The sequence below is a fragment of the Oceaniferula spumae genome (assembly GCF_042849255.1).
GTDB classification, from domain to species: Bacteria; Verrucomicrobiota; Verrucomicrobiia; order Verrucomicrobiales; family Akkermansiaceae; genus Oceaniferula; species Oceaniferula spumae.
This window is the reverse complement of record NZ_AP026866.1, coordinates 376,068-391,626: the sequence shown is the minus strand read 5'-3', so window position 1 is coordinate 391,626 and position 15,559 is coordinate 376,068. Positions and strand designations below refer to the sequence as shown.

The 15,559-nt window shown below is 52.3% G+C and carries 14 protein-coding genes; 10 read left to right on the top strand and 4 right to left on the bottom strand.

The features are described 5' to 3' along the window. Window positions 1-141 precede the first annotated feature (141 nt). The 3 genes from ACSPJT_RS01665 to ACSPJT_RS01655 form a co-directional block, all read right to left on the bottom strand. A complete protein-coding gene (locus ACSPJT_RS01665; protein WP_435894633.1) occupies window positions 142-954 on the bottom strand; it encodes a PEP-CTERM sorting domain-containing protein in 813 nt (270 codons plus the stop codon). 92 nt (window positions 955-1,046) lie between these two features. After that, window positions 1,047-2,156 carry a tRNA (adenosine(37)-N6)-dimethylallyltransferase MiaA gene (miaA, locus tag ACSPJT_RS01660; RefSeq protein WP_435894632.1) on the bottom strand — a complete coding sequence of 370 codons (1,110 nt, stop codon included), beginning with the start codon at window positions 2,154-2,156 and terminating at the stop codon, window positions 1,047-1,049. Further along, window positions 2,038-2,850: an RNA recognition motif domain-containing protein gene (locus tag ACSPJT_RS01655; RefSeq protein WP_435894631.1), complete on the bottom strand. Its 813-nt coding sequence runs from the start codon at window positions 2,848-2,850 to the stop codon at window positions 2,038-2,040. Before ACSPJT_RS01655 ends, miaA begins: the two co-directional genes overlap by 119 nt. Window positions 2,851-3,274: 424 nt before the next feature. On the opposite strand from ACSPJT_RS01655, the gene ACSPJT_RS01650 reads away from it, so the two are divergent. From ACSPJT_RS01650 to htpG, 9 genes are all read left to right on the top strand, one after another. After that, complete coding sequence (locus ACSPJT_RS01650; RefSeq protein WP_435894630.1) at window positions 3,275-4,228, top strand: D-alanyl-D-alanine carboxypeptidase family protein; 954 nt, start codon at window positions 3,275-3,277, stop codon at window positions 4,226-4,228. Window positions 4,229-4,249: 21 nt separating this feature from the next. Beyond that, window positions 4,250-4,732: an Lrp/AsnC family transcriptional regulator gene (locus tag ACSPJT_RS01645; RefSeq protein WP_435894629.1), complete on the top strand. Its 483-nt coding sequence runs from the start codon at window positions 4,250-4,252 to the stop codon at window positions 4,730-4,732. Window positions 4,733-4,744: 12 nt separating this feature from the next. Further along, window positions 4,745-5,911, top strand: a complete 1,167-nt coding sequence (locus tag ACSPJT_RS01640) for an aminotransferase class I/II-fold pyridoxal phosphate-dependent enzyme (protein ID WP_435894628.1) — start codon at window positions 4,745-4,747, stop codon at window positions 5,909-5,911. 16 nt (window positions 5,912-5,927) lie between these two features. Then, window positions 5,928-6,695 carry a CAAX prenyl protease-related protein gene (locus ACSPJT_RS01635; protein ID WP_435894627.1) on the top strand — a complete coding sequence of 256 codons (768 nt, stop codon included), beginning with the start codon at window positions 5,928-5,930 and terminating at the stop codon, window positions 6,693-6,695. Between the two features lie 26 nt (window positions 6,696-6,721). Beyond that, entirely contained in the window at window positions 6,722-8,365 is a 1,644-nt protein-coding gene (locus ACSPJT_RS01630) for an NAD+ synthase (RefSeq protein WP_435894626.1), read from the top strand. Between the two features lie 40 nt (window positions 8,366-8,405). Beyond that, the gene (locus tag ACSPJT_RS01625) at window positions 8,406-10,253 is read left to right on the top strand and encodes a right-handed parallel beta-helix repeat-containing protein (RefSeq protein WP_435894625.1); all 1,848 of its coding nucleotides are present in this window, start codon (window positions 8,406-8,408) and stop codon (window positions 10,251-10,253) included. 17 nt (window positions 10,254-10,270) lie between these two features. Beyond that, window positions 10,271-10,714, top strand: coding sequence for a DUF2752 domain-containing protein (locus tag ACSPJT_RS01620; RefSeq protein WP_435894624.1), 444 nt, complete (start codon window positions 10,271-10,273; stop codon window positions 10,712-10,714). 70 nt (window positions 10,715-10,784) lie between these two features. Continuing rightward, window positions 10,785-11,057 (top strand): hypothetical protein, encoded by a 273-nt coding sequence (locus ACSPJT_RS01615; RefSeq protein WP_435894623.1) that lies wholly within the window; start codon window positions 10,785-10,787, stop codon window positions 11,055-11,057. A 164-nt stretch (window positions 11,058-11,221) separates the two neighbouring features. Further along, window positions 11,222-13,072, top strand: coding sequence for a molecular chaperone HtpG (htpG, locus tag ACSPJT_RS01610; protein WP_435894622.1), 1,851 nt, complete (start codon window positions 11,222-11,224; stop codon window positions 13,070-13,072). Window positions 13,073-13,401: 329 nt separating this feature from the next. Here the strand turns inward: htpG and ACSPJT_RS01605 are convergent, their stop codons facing one another. Continuing rightward, a complete protein-coding gene (locus ACSPJT_RS01605) occupies window positions 13,402-14,253 on the bottom strand; it encodes an inositol monophosphatase family protein (RefSeq protein WP_435894621.1) in 852 nt (283 codons plus the stop codon). Between the two features lie 164 nt (window positions 14,254-14,417). Between ACSPJT_RS01605 and ACSPJT_RS01600 the strand changes: the two genes are divergently transcribed. After that, window positions 14,418-15,551, top strand: coding sequence for an acyltransferase family protein (locus tag ACSPJT_RS01600; protein ID WP_435894620.1), 1,134 nt, complete (start codon window positions 14,418-14,420; stop codon window positions 15,549-15,551). Window positions 15,552-15,559 lie beyond the last annotated feature (8 nt).

Sequence of the window (15,559 nt, the reverse complement as noted above, 5' to 3'; positions counted from 1 at the left end):
GCTAACCGTTCACATCTGTGCCTAACAACAACTCAGACTGTTAAATACAGCCTATGCTCCAACCACATCACCAAGGTTTTGATGCAAAGCCAAGTGCGCCATAAAGCAGGCCCTTGGCGGAGTATTAGATTTTGACCAGCGCTATTTCCGACGACGGAACATCAGTGCCAATGAACCTAGGGCAACCAACGCAGCACTTGATGGCTCTGGTACTTGGATAATCTGCATGCCATTTAGAAACGAACGAGGGCCCGGGTCGGTGCCTGTGATTGTTAGAGTATCACCGGTGAAGGTTCCCCATACTGCATAGTTGGCATTTAACACAGCATCACCGGAGCTTGTGGCCGTGGATTCCAGCCAAGTGATCACACCATCATCATCTGGATCTGAATCAGTGCCAGCGTCGGAATTCGTCCAAAATGTTTGGGACAAACCACCATCGGACATGCTGACTCCAAACGTGCGGTCATTATTTCCCAAATCCATAAAACCAATTACCCTGTAACCATTGGGCGCCCATGCTGCGAGTCCTGTGAGGGTGATCGATTCTGCGGAATTAAAATTAAGTCCTTGGTGCATCAGCGCTCCATCACCTGTCAAAGTTTTACCATCTCCGCTGACATTGCTCTGGTTTGAGTAGAAAGCTCCCGAAGAGGTAATATCAACACCCGCATCAGCACCTGACGAATCGAAGACATCTATGTTCGCTCCGCCTTGTGTGTTACTTACCCAAGTCGTAGCATCACTTGCTGCCCCTCCTGGTTTCACCTGGACATTATTCCATAGGTTTCCTGCAAGAGTCTCAGCACCCGGCAGCCCGATGGTGGAGGACTCGTCGTTATTGATGATATTAGCGTCATTGGTGATGCCTGTGAAACTGATACTGATCGATGCCGCATTCGCGAAACTGGCGAGGGCCATGATGGGTGGGATGATGAGAAGATGTTTTTTCATGATTCTGTCTGACCAAGCTAAAGTCAGTGTCAGTCAACATACTGCGCTGAGAAATCAGGTCAACGAAAAGAGGCTGTTCCCAGAGTAATGCTCTATTGACTCGATTCTTGAAACTCAGCCACGACAGCTGAGATCTGACCACCTTCCTCCACTGGGCAGGGGGTGAGCCATGACTCCTTGCCGAACCAGGTGCGTTGGCGTTTGGCATACTGGCGGGTCGCAGCAGCGATGCGCTCCGCACATTCCTCCAGTGTCAGTTCTCCAGCGAGGTGGGATCTGATCTGGGGGACTCCGATGGCTTTCTCACAGGTGACCGATGGATTCAATAGATTGGCGACTTCATCGATGGCTCCGTTTTCTAACATGATATCGGTTCGTCGGTTAATGCGCTCTCTCAAAACATCACGATCCCAGAGTAAATAGGCACCCCGGAGATCTTTCTCGATCGCTTCGCCGGCCTTTTTCCAATCGCTTTTGACCACAGACATCTTTTGGCCTGATAATAGGCAGATTTCCAATGCTCGGATGACGTATCGGCGATTCTTTAAATTGGTCATCGCAGCGCCTTCGGGGTCGAGGTCAGTCAGTTTTGTAACGAGCGCTTCATCCGATTCTTTTTCAAGATTTGCGCGCAGCTCGTCATCGCCTGACGGCACAGGAGACGGACCATGGGTTAGAAATTTCAGATACATGCCTGATCCGCCGGTGACGATGGGCACTTTACCGCGACTCTGTATTTCCTCGATCACAGGCAGGGCCATTTCTCTGAAGCGCATGGCATCGCACACCTCTGATGGATCTAACACTCCGTAAAGATGGTGGGGTGCCTGGCCGAGTTCGGCCGCGTCCGGAGCCGCCGATAGAATTTCCAAGCCTCGATATAACTGATAGGCATCCGCATTGACGATCTCGCCGTCGATCCGATGGGCGAGCTCAATCGCGAAAGCTGATTTTCCAGAAGCGGTTGGTCCGCAGATGTAAACGGGATGAGTGATTGGTTTTTGGGGAAAGGTGATGATAGAAAAAACCCGCTTGGAGGGTGACTCGCAAGCGGGTTTTTGGGAATATTCTACCTCGGTGAATTTACTCGGCTGGCTCCGGATTTGATTCGGGAGTTTCAGGAGCTTTTTCAGCGGCTGGTTTGTCAGCTTTTGGGCGGCGAGGTTTGTCGTCGCTGTTCTTTGGTTTTGAGTTGGCACCATTGACTACGAGCACGCGACCCATGAATGGCTGGTCATGCAGAACCTCGACAGCGCGCTTGGCTTCCTCGACGTTGAGCATTTCGAGGAATCCGTATCCTTTGGAACGATGAGTGTGGCGGTTGTAGACGATCTCCACCTTGCGCACGGTTCCGATTCCCTTGAAGAGATCCTCGAGATCGTGCTCCGTGGCATCGTAGGAAAGGTTGCCGAGATACAGGCGAGGGGTTTCAACGGGGAACTCACCATCGACTGCTTTTGCCGGAATCGGACCTTTCGCTTTGTTTGGTGTGCGCTTTGCTGCACCTTTTTTACGAGTGTCACGGGTATTGCTTTTGGCTTTTGGTGCCGCTTTTCCAGCTGCGGCTTTACCGGCCGGTTTGTCAGCTGCCTGACGTCTTGGTGGACGGGTAGGCTCTTTGTAGAGACCGACGAATTTGAGGATTTTCTCCCAAAATGTCAGCGGCATTGGTTTTGGCTGACGGCGACGTGGGCCACCTCCGGACTGACGGCCTTGCGGGCCACCTTGTTTTTTCTGGCCTTGGGGGCGGTTGCCTCCCTGGCCACCTCCGCCTTGGCGGTTGCGGTTTTGATTTCCTCCGCTGCGGTTGCGATTACGGTTCCTGTTGCGGTTTTGGCCACCTTGGCGGCGCTGCCCCCCTTCGTTGCGGGGCTTGGTATTGTTTTCTTGAGACATTGTAATAAGTCGTTGATGGTTGTGTTGGGTACGCGGGCTGACGAGCAAGGACTTTTGCCACCATGCTAGTCATGGTTGGTGCGGGCTTGTCCGCATGCGTTGCTACGACGTAGGCGCAGAATTGTTGAACAGGCCACCTGGTTACTGATCCCAGATCCGATGCCGTCACTTGAAAGAGACTGTCCGGCAGGGAGAGGAAAGCGCGTTGCCTGCAGGACCGCTTGGTCGGCCGAGTGACGGACAAGCTGAACCTGGTGACAGGCGGTTTGAGATACAATCGCGTTTCCATTGGGAAGGGCAGAGCTAGGGTGGCTGCCGCAGGGAACCTAGTCGTGAATGCTGGGATGACAAGGACAGATTCCGGTATTGTCAGATGGCAACTCTTAGGTAGAGTCGCGCCGAACCACTCCCACCAATTTCATTTATGAAGAATTTGTCCCTGCTATTCCTCGGAATTTCCCTACTCACCACCACCTGCTTGCGCGCTGCCGAGAGCTATCTCGTCATGGAGGCCCACAGTGGTCGCGTCCTATTGGCGGCTGACTCAGAAACCAAACGCCCAGTAGCCAGCCTGACCAAAGTGGCCACAGCCAAAATCATGCTCGACTGGGCCAAAGCCTCCCAAACCAGTCTCGCAACACTGGCCGTCGTTCCTAATAACGTTTTGGCGGTCGGAGGAGCCAACCCCATGGGACTCAGACCCGGCGACCGGATTTCACTCCGTGATGCCGCCTATTCTGCATTGCTTGGATCAGACAACGTCGCGGCTTTGACCCTGGCTGACCATGTTGGTCGGGCGCTACTCGTTCATCGCCAGCAGCAGGGCGATCCGCAGGTTACTTTTTTGGCGGAAATGAATCAATTGGCTAAAGCCCTTGGCATGGAGCGCACTCGCTTCGCCAATCCCCACGGGCTCGAAATGCCCGGACAGAAGGCTTATTCCACTGCGGCAGACATGGCCCGTCTGTGTGTATATGCCATGCGCGACGAGGGTTTTGCCTTCTATGTGAAACAGAAGTCCCGTCAGATTGCCGTATCTACAGCTGACGGCAGACAGCTTTCCTACAAGGTGGGCAACACCAATGAATTGCTTGGGCAGCAGGGTGTCACCGGTATTAAAACCGGTCTGACCACCGCTGCCGGTCAGTGTTTGGCAACAAATGCACACCGCTCGCCGGTAGTGACCAAGATCGATGATACACGTTCGATCATTCGCAAACGTGACTTGGTCATTGTGGTTCTGGGTAGCGCCGATCGCTTTGGCCGCACTCGCCAACTCATCGCCCAAGGTTGGGCTGGCTACGACCAGTGGGCAGCTCAGGGCTATCCTCAGTCTGAGAAGAAGCGCGAATTCATCGTAGTGCCCAAACTCCGCTAATCCCATTTCACCCATATTTTCATGAACGATCCATTACTAAAACTGCTGAGAAGCAAAGCCCGCTACACCAATGAAGAACTCGCCGAGACGCTGAGTCTGGACACGGCGGAAGTCAGCGAACGCATTGCTGCCTGGGAAAAAGACGGCACCATCCTCGGTTACCAGGCGGTGATCGACGAAGAAAAAGTCGAGAACTCCGGTGTCTCAGCCTTTATCGAAGTCAAAGTCACGCCTGAACGTGGTGGTGGATTCGACCGTCTGGCCTTGAGAGTCGCAAAATTCGACCAAGTCGTGTCCTGCTACCTTGCCAGTGGTGGTTACGATCTGATGGTCGTGGTGGAAGGCAGTGACCTGCGCGAAGTCGCCCGATTTGTTTCCGAAAAACTCAGCACTCTCGACGGTGTTCTCTCCACAGCGACACATTTCAGGCTGAAGGCCTATAAGGAAAAGGGATTCATCTTCGAGTCCGAAGAGCCTGAAGGTCGTCTGCCTGTTACTCCGTAATCATTTGTTTCAATGAACTATACGGATAAAATTTCCAAACAGGTCGCCGCAATTCCACGTTCCGGCATCCGCGATTTCTTCGAACTGGTGCAGGGCAGGGATGATGTCATCTCTCTCGGTGTCGGTGAACCCGACTTTGCCACACCGTGGCACATCCGCGAGGCTGCAATCTATTCGCTGGAGAAGGGGCACACCAGTTACACCTCCAACCTCGGATTGCTCAGCCTGCGTAAAGCGATTGGCCGCTATGTGCGTGATTTCTTTCACATCGACTACAATTCTTCCTCCGAGGTATTGGTAACGGTAGGTGTCTCCGAAGCCATCGATCTGGCTTTGCGTGCGCTACTGAATCCGGGCGATGAGGTGATCTTCCACTCACCGTGTTATGTTTCCTATCTTCCCAGCATCAGTCTGGCCTACGGGGTTCCCGTCGATGTGCCGACGACCAAGGAAGACGGTTTCGCACTGAAAGCAGAAATGCTGGAGGCGGCCATTACGCCCAAATCCAGAGTATTGATGCTCAATTTCCCAACCAATCCGACCGGAGCCGTAACACCCGTCGATGAATTGGAAAAAATCGCCGCACTCTGCATCAAACACGACCTGATTGTGCTCAGCGATGAGATCTACTGCGAACTCCGCTACGATGAAGGCGAGCACGTCTCCATTGCCTCATTGCCAGGTATGAAGGAGCGCACCATTCTTCTGCACGGTTTCTCGAAAGCTTTTGCGATGACCGGTTTCCGGCTCGGCTACGCCTGTGCGCCTGAGCCTCTGATTGAGGCGATGATGAAGATTCATCAATACGCCATGCTCTGTGCACCGATCACCAGTCAGGCAGCTGCTCTGGAGGCACTGGAAAATGGTGAAGCTGCGATGCTGGAAATGCGCGATAGCTATCACCAGCGACGCGATTTCTTGGTGACCCGACTCAACGAAATCGGTCTCGACTGCCACTCGCCCGGAGGCGCGTTTTACGTCTTCCCAGACATCAGTAAAACCGGACTGACCAGTAAGGATTTTGCCATGCGTCTACTCGAAGCTGAAGATGTTGCCGCAGTTCCAGGTGACGCATTCGGAGCGGCAGGGCAGGGGTTCTTACGCTGCTGTTATGCGACCTCATTTGAGGAATTGAAAACCGCGATGCTGCGTATGGAGCGCTTTGTGAAATCACTCTGAATTTGCGAAAACCCCCATGGCCACCAAGGATCTGAAAAACGACCGCACCATCGCCCATGTGGCTCCGTTGGCAGTTTTCATGCTGCTCTTGGTGCCGTATCAGCTGACTGGATGGCCGGAATGGAATCATCCTGACGCTCCGTGGTGGCGGCATTACCCCGCGCAATGGATGTATCCTATTCAGTCGCTCATTGTGATAGGGTTACTACTATATTTCCGTAAAAACTATGAATTAAAATGGAGCCGCCATGTGTGGTTCGGAGCGCTCATGGGCGCCGTTGGAATCGGATTTTGGATCCTGCCTACCCAGATTCACACGTGGATGGGCCTGGAGGGAAAACAGGAGGGGATCTTGAAGTATCTCGGTGTCATGCCGCGGGCCGAGGGATTTAACCCCCAAGACCTGGCAGACAAGTTTGGTGGTCATCAGGGAGTCTACTGGGCATCGCTGATCATGCGCTTTTTCCGTGCTGTGATCGTGGTGGCGCTGGTGGAGGAAATTTTCTGGCGAGGCTTCCTGATGCGTTTCCTGCTCGATCCGGATCGCGACTATTGGAAGGTTCCATTTGGGAAACCCGCTTGGATTTCCTATCTCGTAGTCACAGGGGCATTTATGCTGGTTCACCAGCCAGTCGATTATCTGGGAGCGATCATCTTCGGTTCGTTGATGTATTGGGTCGCCGTGCGCACGAAAAGCCTGCTCGCCTGCGTGGTGATGCATGGGGTCGCTAATCTGATCATGGGCTGGTATGCCCTCCACTTTGCGAAATACGGATTGTGGTAATTTTTTAAGTCACTATTTTAAACAGGATGAAGATCGGAATCGCCCAGTTGAATGCCGTCGTCGGAGATTTTCCCGGCAATGCCAAACGTATCATGGCCGCCTACCGGGAGTGTCTGGAAAAAGGTGCCGAACTGGTCATCGTTCCTGAAATGGCATTGGTAGGCTATCCGCCTCGCGATTTGCTCTTTAAATCCCAGTTCGTGCCAAAGTGCCTGCAGGCATTGGACTACTTGGCGGATGAAACAGGGGATGTGCCCATGCTAGTCGGCTACGTCGACCAATGTGACTCCGACAGCATCGGAAAACCTTTCCGCAATGCGGCGGCTTTCCTCCATAAGGGCAAAGTGCTGCATAAAATTTGGAAAACCTTGCTTCCGACCTATGATGTGTTCGACGAACACCGCTATTTTGAACCCAGCGAGAGCTGCGATCCAATAGAATGGCGTGGTCATCGGTTGGGGGTCACCATCTGCGAGGATATTTGGACCGAAAATTACCTGCACCGGCCACTTTACGACCGTGATCCGGTTGAGGAGTTAAGCGCTAAAGGAATCGACATGATTCTCAATCTAAGCGCGTCACCGTTCAGTATAGGGAAACCAGGCCGTCGTTTGGAAATGCTCAGCCGCGTGGCTCAGGAAGCTGACGTGCCGCTCGTCTACTGCAACTGCATTGGTGGTAACGACCAATTGATTTTCGATGGAAATTCGCTGGCGTTGGACAGCAAGGGCAACCCTCTGGTTGCACTCACCGCATTCGAGGAAGAATGTGTGGTGGTGGATGTCAGCCTGAGCGGTAATGCGGAAAATCTACCGACCGAGACTTCGCCAGAAGAGGAAAGTCATAAGGCGCTGGTGCTCGGACTGCGCGACTATGCCCACAAATGCGGCTTCACCAAAGCCTGCATCGGCCTCAGTGGGGGAATCGATTCAGCACTCACTGCAGCCTTGGCATGTGAGGCGCTGGGGGCTGAAAATGTGCACGGGCTCACCATGCCGAGTGAATTTTCATCAGGGGGGAGTGTTGACCATTCGATCGAGTTGGCGAAGAACCTCGGCATGCAGTGTGACACGGTTCCCATTGGCAAAACATTCGATGAGGTTAAAGCCGCCATGGCTCCGGTCTTTGGCGATCTTCCCGAAGATGTCACCGAGGAGAATATGCAGGCTCGTATCCGTGGTGTCTTTCTGATGTCCTTGTCGAACAAGACAGGCCGACTACTTCTCACCACCGGAAACAAAAGCGAACTAGCTGTTGGATATTGCACCATGTATGGAGACATGTGTGGTGGCCTCGCTGTCATTAGTGACCTACCAAAAATGCAGGTTTACGCTCTGTCTCGATGGATTAACCGGGAGCGTGAAATCATTCCTTGGGACACGATCGAAAAACCACCTAGTGCCGAGCTTCGCCCGGACCAAAAAGACCAAGACACCTTACCTCCGTATGAGATCCTAGATGCCATTCTTGAGCTATACGTCGAGAAACAGCTCTCCGGAGACGAGATTATTAAGGAGCACGGATTCGATGAAAACCTTGTCCGCTGGGTGCAACGTAGGGTAGACTTGAATGAGTGGAAGCGATACCAAGCCGCCCCCGGTCTAAGAGTCACCTCGAAAGCATTTGGGATGGGTCGACGCATGCCCATCGTGCAGCGGTTCACTGACTAATTTCTCAGGTTGCTCCTCCTCACACACTTTCCCACCTAACATGAAAAATACGGAAGCCCGCAAGATCTTGGGACTCGATCCCAGCGATGATCCGCGCTCATATCTTTCCGCATTTGATGAGACCAAAGCTTACAAGCGAGAACTGGTGGAAAATGCGCCCAGTCCGGAGCTGAAGTTCCGTTACCAACAAGAACTCTTGGAATACGAGGCGGCCGTCAAGGTCGTCGCCGGGCACAAGAGAATTCGTCCGAACACCGACTTCATCGTGGTTCTGATGCTTATCGGCGCACTTAGTGCTTGCGGGTGGTGGGGATATAACTGGTATCAGCGTCAATGGAACATTGACGCCCAACAAAAACAACGCTCTGCCTTTTTGGCTAGCGTAGGTCGCACCGCCGTTAGCAAGCGCAAGTGGGATCAAGCGGAGGAAGCCTACAAGGACATGCTCCGCATCGATCCGAACTCGAAAATCGCAGCCGAGGGCATTGAGTCGATCCGCCGAGGCAAACTCGAAGAACGGAGCCAGCAGCTTTACTACTCCCTTGGCGAGAGCCAGGCCGCGCTGGAGGCCGGCCGATGGGATGAGGCGGAACAACTCGCCAATTCAGTGTTGGAAATTGATCCGGAAAACTCCGCTGCCAAACGGAAACTGGAAATCATTTCCGAGGGAAAACATAAGCAGGCGGTCTCATTAAAGATGATGGCTGTGACCGATGCCTTGGATGCTGGGAAAATTTCAGACGCCCGCAAGGCTCTGGTAGACCTTCGGGAGATCGACCCCAAAAATGCCAATCTGTTAGGATTGGCCAAACGCATCGATGAAGCCAATGCTGAAATTCGGGCGCAAAAAACGAAGGCCGCCGCACTGTTAGCAGCAGCTCAAAAACTCGACACCGGAGAATTCTCAGCACGAGCCATGGCGCTCTTGGCGGAGGCTCGCAAGCTTGACCCGACCAATACGGAAATTGCGGAACTTCACAGTAAGATGAGCGCATACACCCGCGCCATCACGGTGCCGGGGGATTACCCAACTATTTCCGAGGCTCTGGAAGCAGCTCGCCCCCGAGACTTGATCCGCATTTCGGCCGGCACGTATAAAGAATCGCTTATCATTGATCAGCCAGTGCGACTTCAGGGAACTGGCGACGGAAAAACCATCATCGAACTTCCCTCCACTGAAGCATCCCTGATCACCATCAATCCCGAGGCCAAGGGCACCTTCATCAGTGGTATCAATTTAAACCACAAAGGATTTGATCACAGCACGGACCGGTTTTCAGGCATTACAATTCTGGCTCAAGAAGTGACGATCGCGGCCTGCAATGTCCACCATTCCGCAGGCCACGGCATCGCGGTGTTAGATGGGGGTAAAGCCACGATCACCGGGTGTGAAATCAGTGCCTGCGGATGGGACGGCATCTCTGTTTACGGAGCCGGAAGTCACGCAGTGATTCGAGATACACACAGCCATGGCAACATCCAACACGGACTTGGTTTCTGGAAGGGGGGCAGTGGCTCCGTCAGCAAATGCCGGATGGTAGAAAACGGTCTTTGTGGTGTGCTGGCGATGGGAGCCGGTGCCAAAGTCTCTGTCATTAGCACCGTCTGCTCGGATAACCGCGAGGCTGGAATTCTAATCTCTGACGGAGTGATCGCCACATTGACGGCGAATCGTTGTGAGGAAAATTTACTCAGTGGGATCGTATTGCGTAGCGCCACAACCACCGCGGATGTCACCAAAAACGTCACCAATAACAATCACGAAGCGGGGATTCTATCACACCGTGGCGTGAAGATTGGAAAGTTTGAAGAGAACAAAGCACAAGGCAATACCAGCCACCAAATCTGGCGCGATGCCAATCTAACACAGAGTTCCGAAGTGGAATGACACGGAGCAAGGACGGGATGAAAGCAACGGACTCCCATGAATCCGACCGCACTCGCCGTTCGCATATTCGACTGCTTTCGTTGCTTCTTGAGGATCGTAAATTGGGCTGGGCGATGCTCGGTGGGGGTTTGGGGTATTTGATACTGTCATTGACCGGTCTCAATTTTTACATCTGCCCAGTACGTGCACTGACTGGACTCAAGTGCCCTGGTTGCGGACTGACGTCAGGGTCAAAGGCTCTATTGGCCGGAAACTGGCATGAGGCGATTCAACATCATTGGTTTACACCGGTGTTTGTCGTTTTCTGGATCGCTGTCGGAATAGGACTCATCGCGCCGCCGCCAGCCCGCGAAAAATTTCTCGGCTGGGTGAGAACGAGCGAGAGAATCACACGCTGGCCAGCCGTTCTCGGTATCGCGTTGATCATTTACACATTGACGCGGAACATGTTGGGGAGTTAGAGTTTCCGTTATCTCGTTGGGAATAATCCCAGCAGATATATAAAACTAACAAACAACCAACAAACGAACCATGATATTTCTCTTAGCTGGCATCGCAATTCTCCTCTGGGTAGGCAGTGTAGCCTGTTGGGTCATGACTCTGATTAAAATGTTCAAGAGTGAAACCACAGGCATAGCCGTTCTAGGCATCCTGTGCGGTCTGTGGGCATTTATTTGGGGCTGGAAAAATGCTGAAAAGCAAAACCACCAACAGATTATGAAAATTTGGACGGGTTTGATGATCGGTGCCATTGTCATCAACGTCATCGTGACGGCCATGAGCGCCTCCATGACTTCAAGTTAACCGGCTTGTCCATCAGCTAGATTCAACCAACCTCCGCTCCCATGCTGGTGCGGAGGTTTTTTTGTGCCTCGATTTTCACTTGCAGGGAGGGGGAGTCTGGCTATTTTCCGCCCGCGGGAAACCGCATTTCCCCGTCTCAAAATACAACTACCACTATAATAACTATGTCTACAGCCACAGAAGAACACACTCACTCCTTCCAGGCGGAGGTCCGCCAGCTTCTCGACATCGTCATTCACTCGCTCTATACCGACAAGGAAATCTTCGTCCGCGAGCTTGTTTCCAATGCTTCCGATGCCCTGGAGAAAATGCGTCTCAAGCAACTCACTGAGAAGGATATTTTTGAAGCCGAACGCGAACTGGCGATCGAGATTACCACCGATGAAGAAAACAATACGCTGACTATTTCCGACAGCGGTATCGGTATGAATCGCGACGAACTCGTCGAGAATCTTGGCACAATCGCTCACTCAGGAACCAAAGCGTTTCTTGAGAAAATGAAAGAGAAGGGTGACAACAACGCCGATGTCATCGGGCAGTTTGGTGTCGGTTTCTACTCCGCGTTCATGGCCGCTCACAAGGTGGAGGTTCACACTCATTCTTGGGAAAAAGACAGCCCAGGCCACACTTGGAGCAGTGACGGAGCCAGTGGTTACAGCATCGACGACAAAGCTGATGCCAAGCGCGGCTGCGAAATTGTTGTTCACCTGAAGGAGGGCATGGAGGAGTTCGCCAAGGAGGCTCGCATCAAGAGCATTCTTGAGAAATATTCCAACTTTGTGTCTTTCCCAATCAAGCTGAACGGCGAGCACATCAACACCGTTGAAGCCCTGTGGCTGAAGAGCAAATCAGACGTCACCGAGGAGCAATACAACGCGTTCTACAAGTTCACCGCACACGCATTCGATGATCCTCGCTACACCATGCACTTCAGCGCGGATGCTCCATTATCCATTCACGCTCTGCTGTTTACACCGACTGAGAACACCGAGCAGTTTGGCATGGGCCAGATGGAAGCCGGGGTTTCACTTTACTGCCGCAAGGTGCTGATCGATGCCAAACCTGAAAAACTTCTGCCTGAATGGCTGAGATTCCTTCGCGGTGTCATCGACAGTGAAGATCTGCCGTTGAACATCTCTCGTGAGTCCATGCAGGACAGCGCACTGGTGCAGAAACTCAACGGCCTGATCACCAAACGCTACCTGAAATTCCTCGAGAAAGAGGCTAAGAACAACACCGAGGCTTATCTGGAATTCTACAAGAAATTCAGCCGATTCCTCAAGGAAGGTATCGCTACCAGCTACGAACATCAGGAGCAACTCGCAGGCCTGATGCGCTTTGAAAGCTCCCTTGAAGAGGCTGGAAAACTGACATCCTTCTCCGAATACATCGATTGCGCCAAAGACGAGCAGGAGAACATTTACTACCTCACCGGAATGTCCCGTGACGCCATCGAAAGCGGTCCATACCTTGAGGCATTCAAGGCGCGCGGACTGGAAGTCTGTTTCTTCACTGAGCCCGTCGATCAATACGTCATGGATGCTCTGCCTGAGTTCAAAGGCAAGAAACTTGTTTCTGCCGACCGTGGAGAAATCGAACTCGACGACGTAGCGACTGAAGGCGAGGAACTCGACAAAAAAGCAGCGAAGAAGCTGATCAAATTCCTCGAAAAAGAGCTCTCAGAGCGCATCGATAAGGTCGAGTCATCCGGTCGACTTATCGACAGCCCTGTAGCCGCCTTAACACCCAAGGAAGCACCAAACGCACAGATGCGTGCCATGATGCAGGCAATGGGCCAGGACATGCCAGTCACCAAAGCGACGTTGGAAATCAATCCACGCCACGAAGTGATTCACGGACTGTCACAGCTGGTGGAGTCCGATGAGGACACCGCAAAACTGGTCGCACAACAGCTGACTGACAACGCGCTGCTTGCAGCCGGACTCCTGGAAAACCCACACCAGATGGCCAAACGCATGAATGAGCTGATCGCTAAGCTCGTTGAGAAGAAGTAATCGCGTGTAAGTTGGCAGCGGTCATTATGGCGCGCTGCTCGATAAAAAAATCTAAATCAACGCTCCATGCTCGATAACGAGCATGGAGCGTTTTATGTAGCTGTATTGAGTCAGGCACAAAATGGCCATATTCACGCACGAGTAGCCGTGAATGCTCAAATATTGCCAACCACAGCCCTTAAGGCACCATTCTACAACCACTATTTACAACTTCGCACAATGCATGTAATGCGTGGTTGTAAATATAGGCGTCATGATGCAGTATCGTTCCCCATGTAAGAATTGGCTGAGTATTAAATCGCCTGTGATTACAAACTCAGAGTTCATGCCTAGAGCTCGTAGTTCTTCGCAATCACTTTCAACAGTTCAGCATGCACCTTTGGCAAGCCTGCGACCATTAACCTGTCGTTAAACATGTCGTAGGGTTCGCCGTTTTGGTTGGTCACGAGCACTCCGTTTTCCTCCATCATCAGCATCCCGGCGGCAATATCGTATGGCTGTAGATCTGTTTCCCAAAACCCTTGGTGCCAGCCCATAGATAAATTGGCGACATCGAGCGCGGCGCTGGCAGAGCGACGAATACCTCTTCCCAGAGTCAGCACTTCAGCCGCGGCTTTGAAAAACTGCTCGGCTACGTCAGCTGACCGATATGGGAAGCCAGTCGAAAACAAAGCGTCTTTGGCCTCGATACCCGGGTGTACAGGCCTAGTCAGGGCGCCGTTGTAACACGCCCCCTGCCCTTGAACGCTGGAATAAACCTCACCGGTTGACGGCTTGTAGACGACACCTAACACGGGTCGACCGTCGTTCACCAGGGCCACAGAAATTGAAAACTGGTCGAGTCCGCTCAGGTAATTGGTGGTGCCGTCTAACGGGTCAACAATCCACACGAGTTCCTGGCTACCGGACTTACCACTTTCCTCACCATAAAACCCGGCATTTTCCACCAGTGGCAACAATCCATCCGAGAGCATCTTTTCCGACTCCACATCGACAAATGAAACCGTCTCTCGCACAGCCTTCATATCCTCCGCATTCTCAGGCATTTTGCGGAAGTGCTGCAATTGAAAAGCACCTACCTTGCGCACAAGATCGATACATTCAGTCAGTGTGTCTGAGAGTGCGTCCATGCGCGGCATTGTGTTGAAAACCACACCAGGCGAAAGCGCGAAATTGGTCATATCCTATTATCTGGCGATTCTGGGCTCTTACTATACCTCCTGTTTACAAGAATCACCCCTCTTCACTTATTACATGCTAAAATATCAGCATATGCTAGATTATGCTCGTCATTCGGTGTTGGCTCTCGGACTATGCCTCAAGATCAGTCGCCAGCCAGCTGCCTATGTCAGAAGAAACTAAAAAGAAAAAGAACTCGGATCAATCCCAGCGGTTGGTTTCGCTGGATGCGTTACGAGGCTTCGACATGTTTTGGATTATCGGCGGAGCAGGACTGGTTGTCGCCTTGGCCAAGGTATTCCATCTACCGGAAGAACTTGTAGGAACCTTGTCCGAGCAGATGAAACATGTGCAGTGGGAAGGCTTTCGCTTTTTTGATCTGATCTTCCCTCTCTTCGTATTCATGTCCGGAGTGGCGGTGCCCTATTCGATCATCGCCAAGCTCGATGACGGCGCCTCGGCGATACTTTTACAGTCGAGAATCATTCGTCGGGCAGCCGTTCTCGTATTGATCGGCTTGAGCTTTACTGCCCTTCGGTTTCAACCTGAACAGATCCGGCTTTACACGGTGTTGTGGTTGATTGGCATGAGCTACCTCATTGGAGCAAGTATCACTCTGCATGTGGCTTCTTGGAAAAAAAGACTGGTGATATTCTTTGGCGTCCTGATCTTCTACCATGTGGTGATGATCTATTTACCTTACCCAGGAAAAGGAACCAGCCTTACACCGCACAACAACCTGGCCGCATGGATGGATCGGAACCTGATAGAAACCAATCTTTATCGAGGCGACTATGATCCAGAGGGAAGCATTCGTATCATTCCAGCTGGCATGTTGTGTCTGTTAGGTGCCTTGGCCGGCGAATGGCTACGCGGTTATGGTAGAGCCAGAATGCGCTGTGGCATGGAACTTCTGGCAGCCGGACTAGTTTGCTTGGCGCTGGGCTGGAGCTGGGGGTTGGTTTTCCCCATCATTAAAGATCTGTGGTCACCTTCGTTTATTCTGTGGTCGGCTGGTTGGTCGTTTCTACTTCTCGCGCTCTTTTACATCGTGATGGATGTCTGGAAACAACGGTGGATTGGCTGGATTTTTCTACCCATCGGTATGAACTCGATCTTGATCTACGCCAGCCAGTGGTATGTGCCGTGGGGAAATATTCGTGATTTCTTTTTCCGTGGTTACTCAGGCACGCTGTCTGACACAGGCATGCAGCAGCTTGTTCTGTTAGGCGGGCTCGTGCTGGTGCAGTGGCTGGCACTTTTCTGGCTCTATCGCCGAAAAGCCTTTCTGAGCGTCTAACTTTCTGA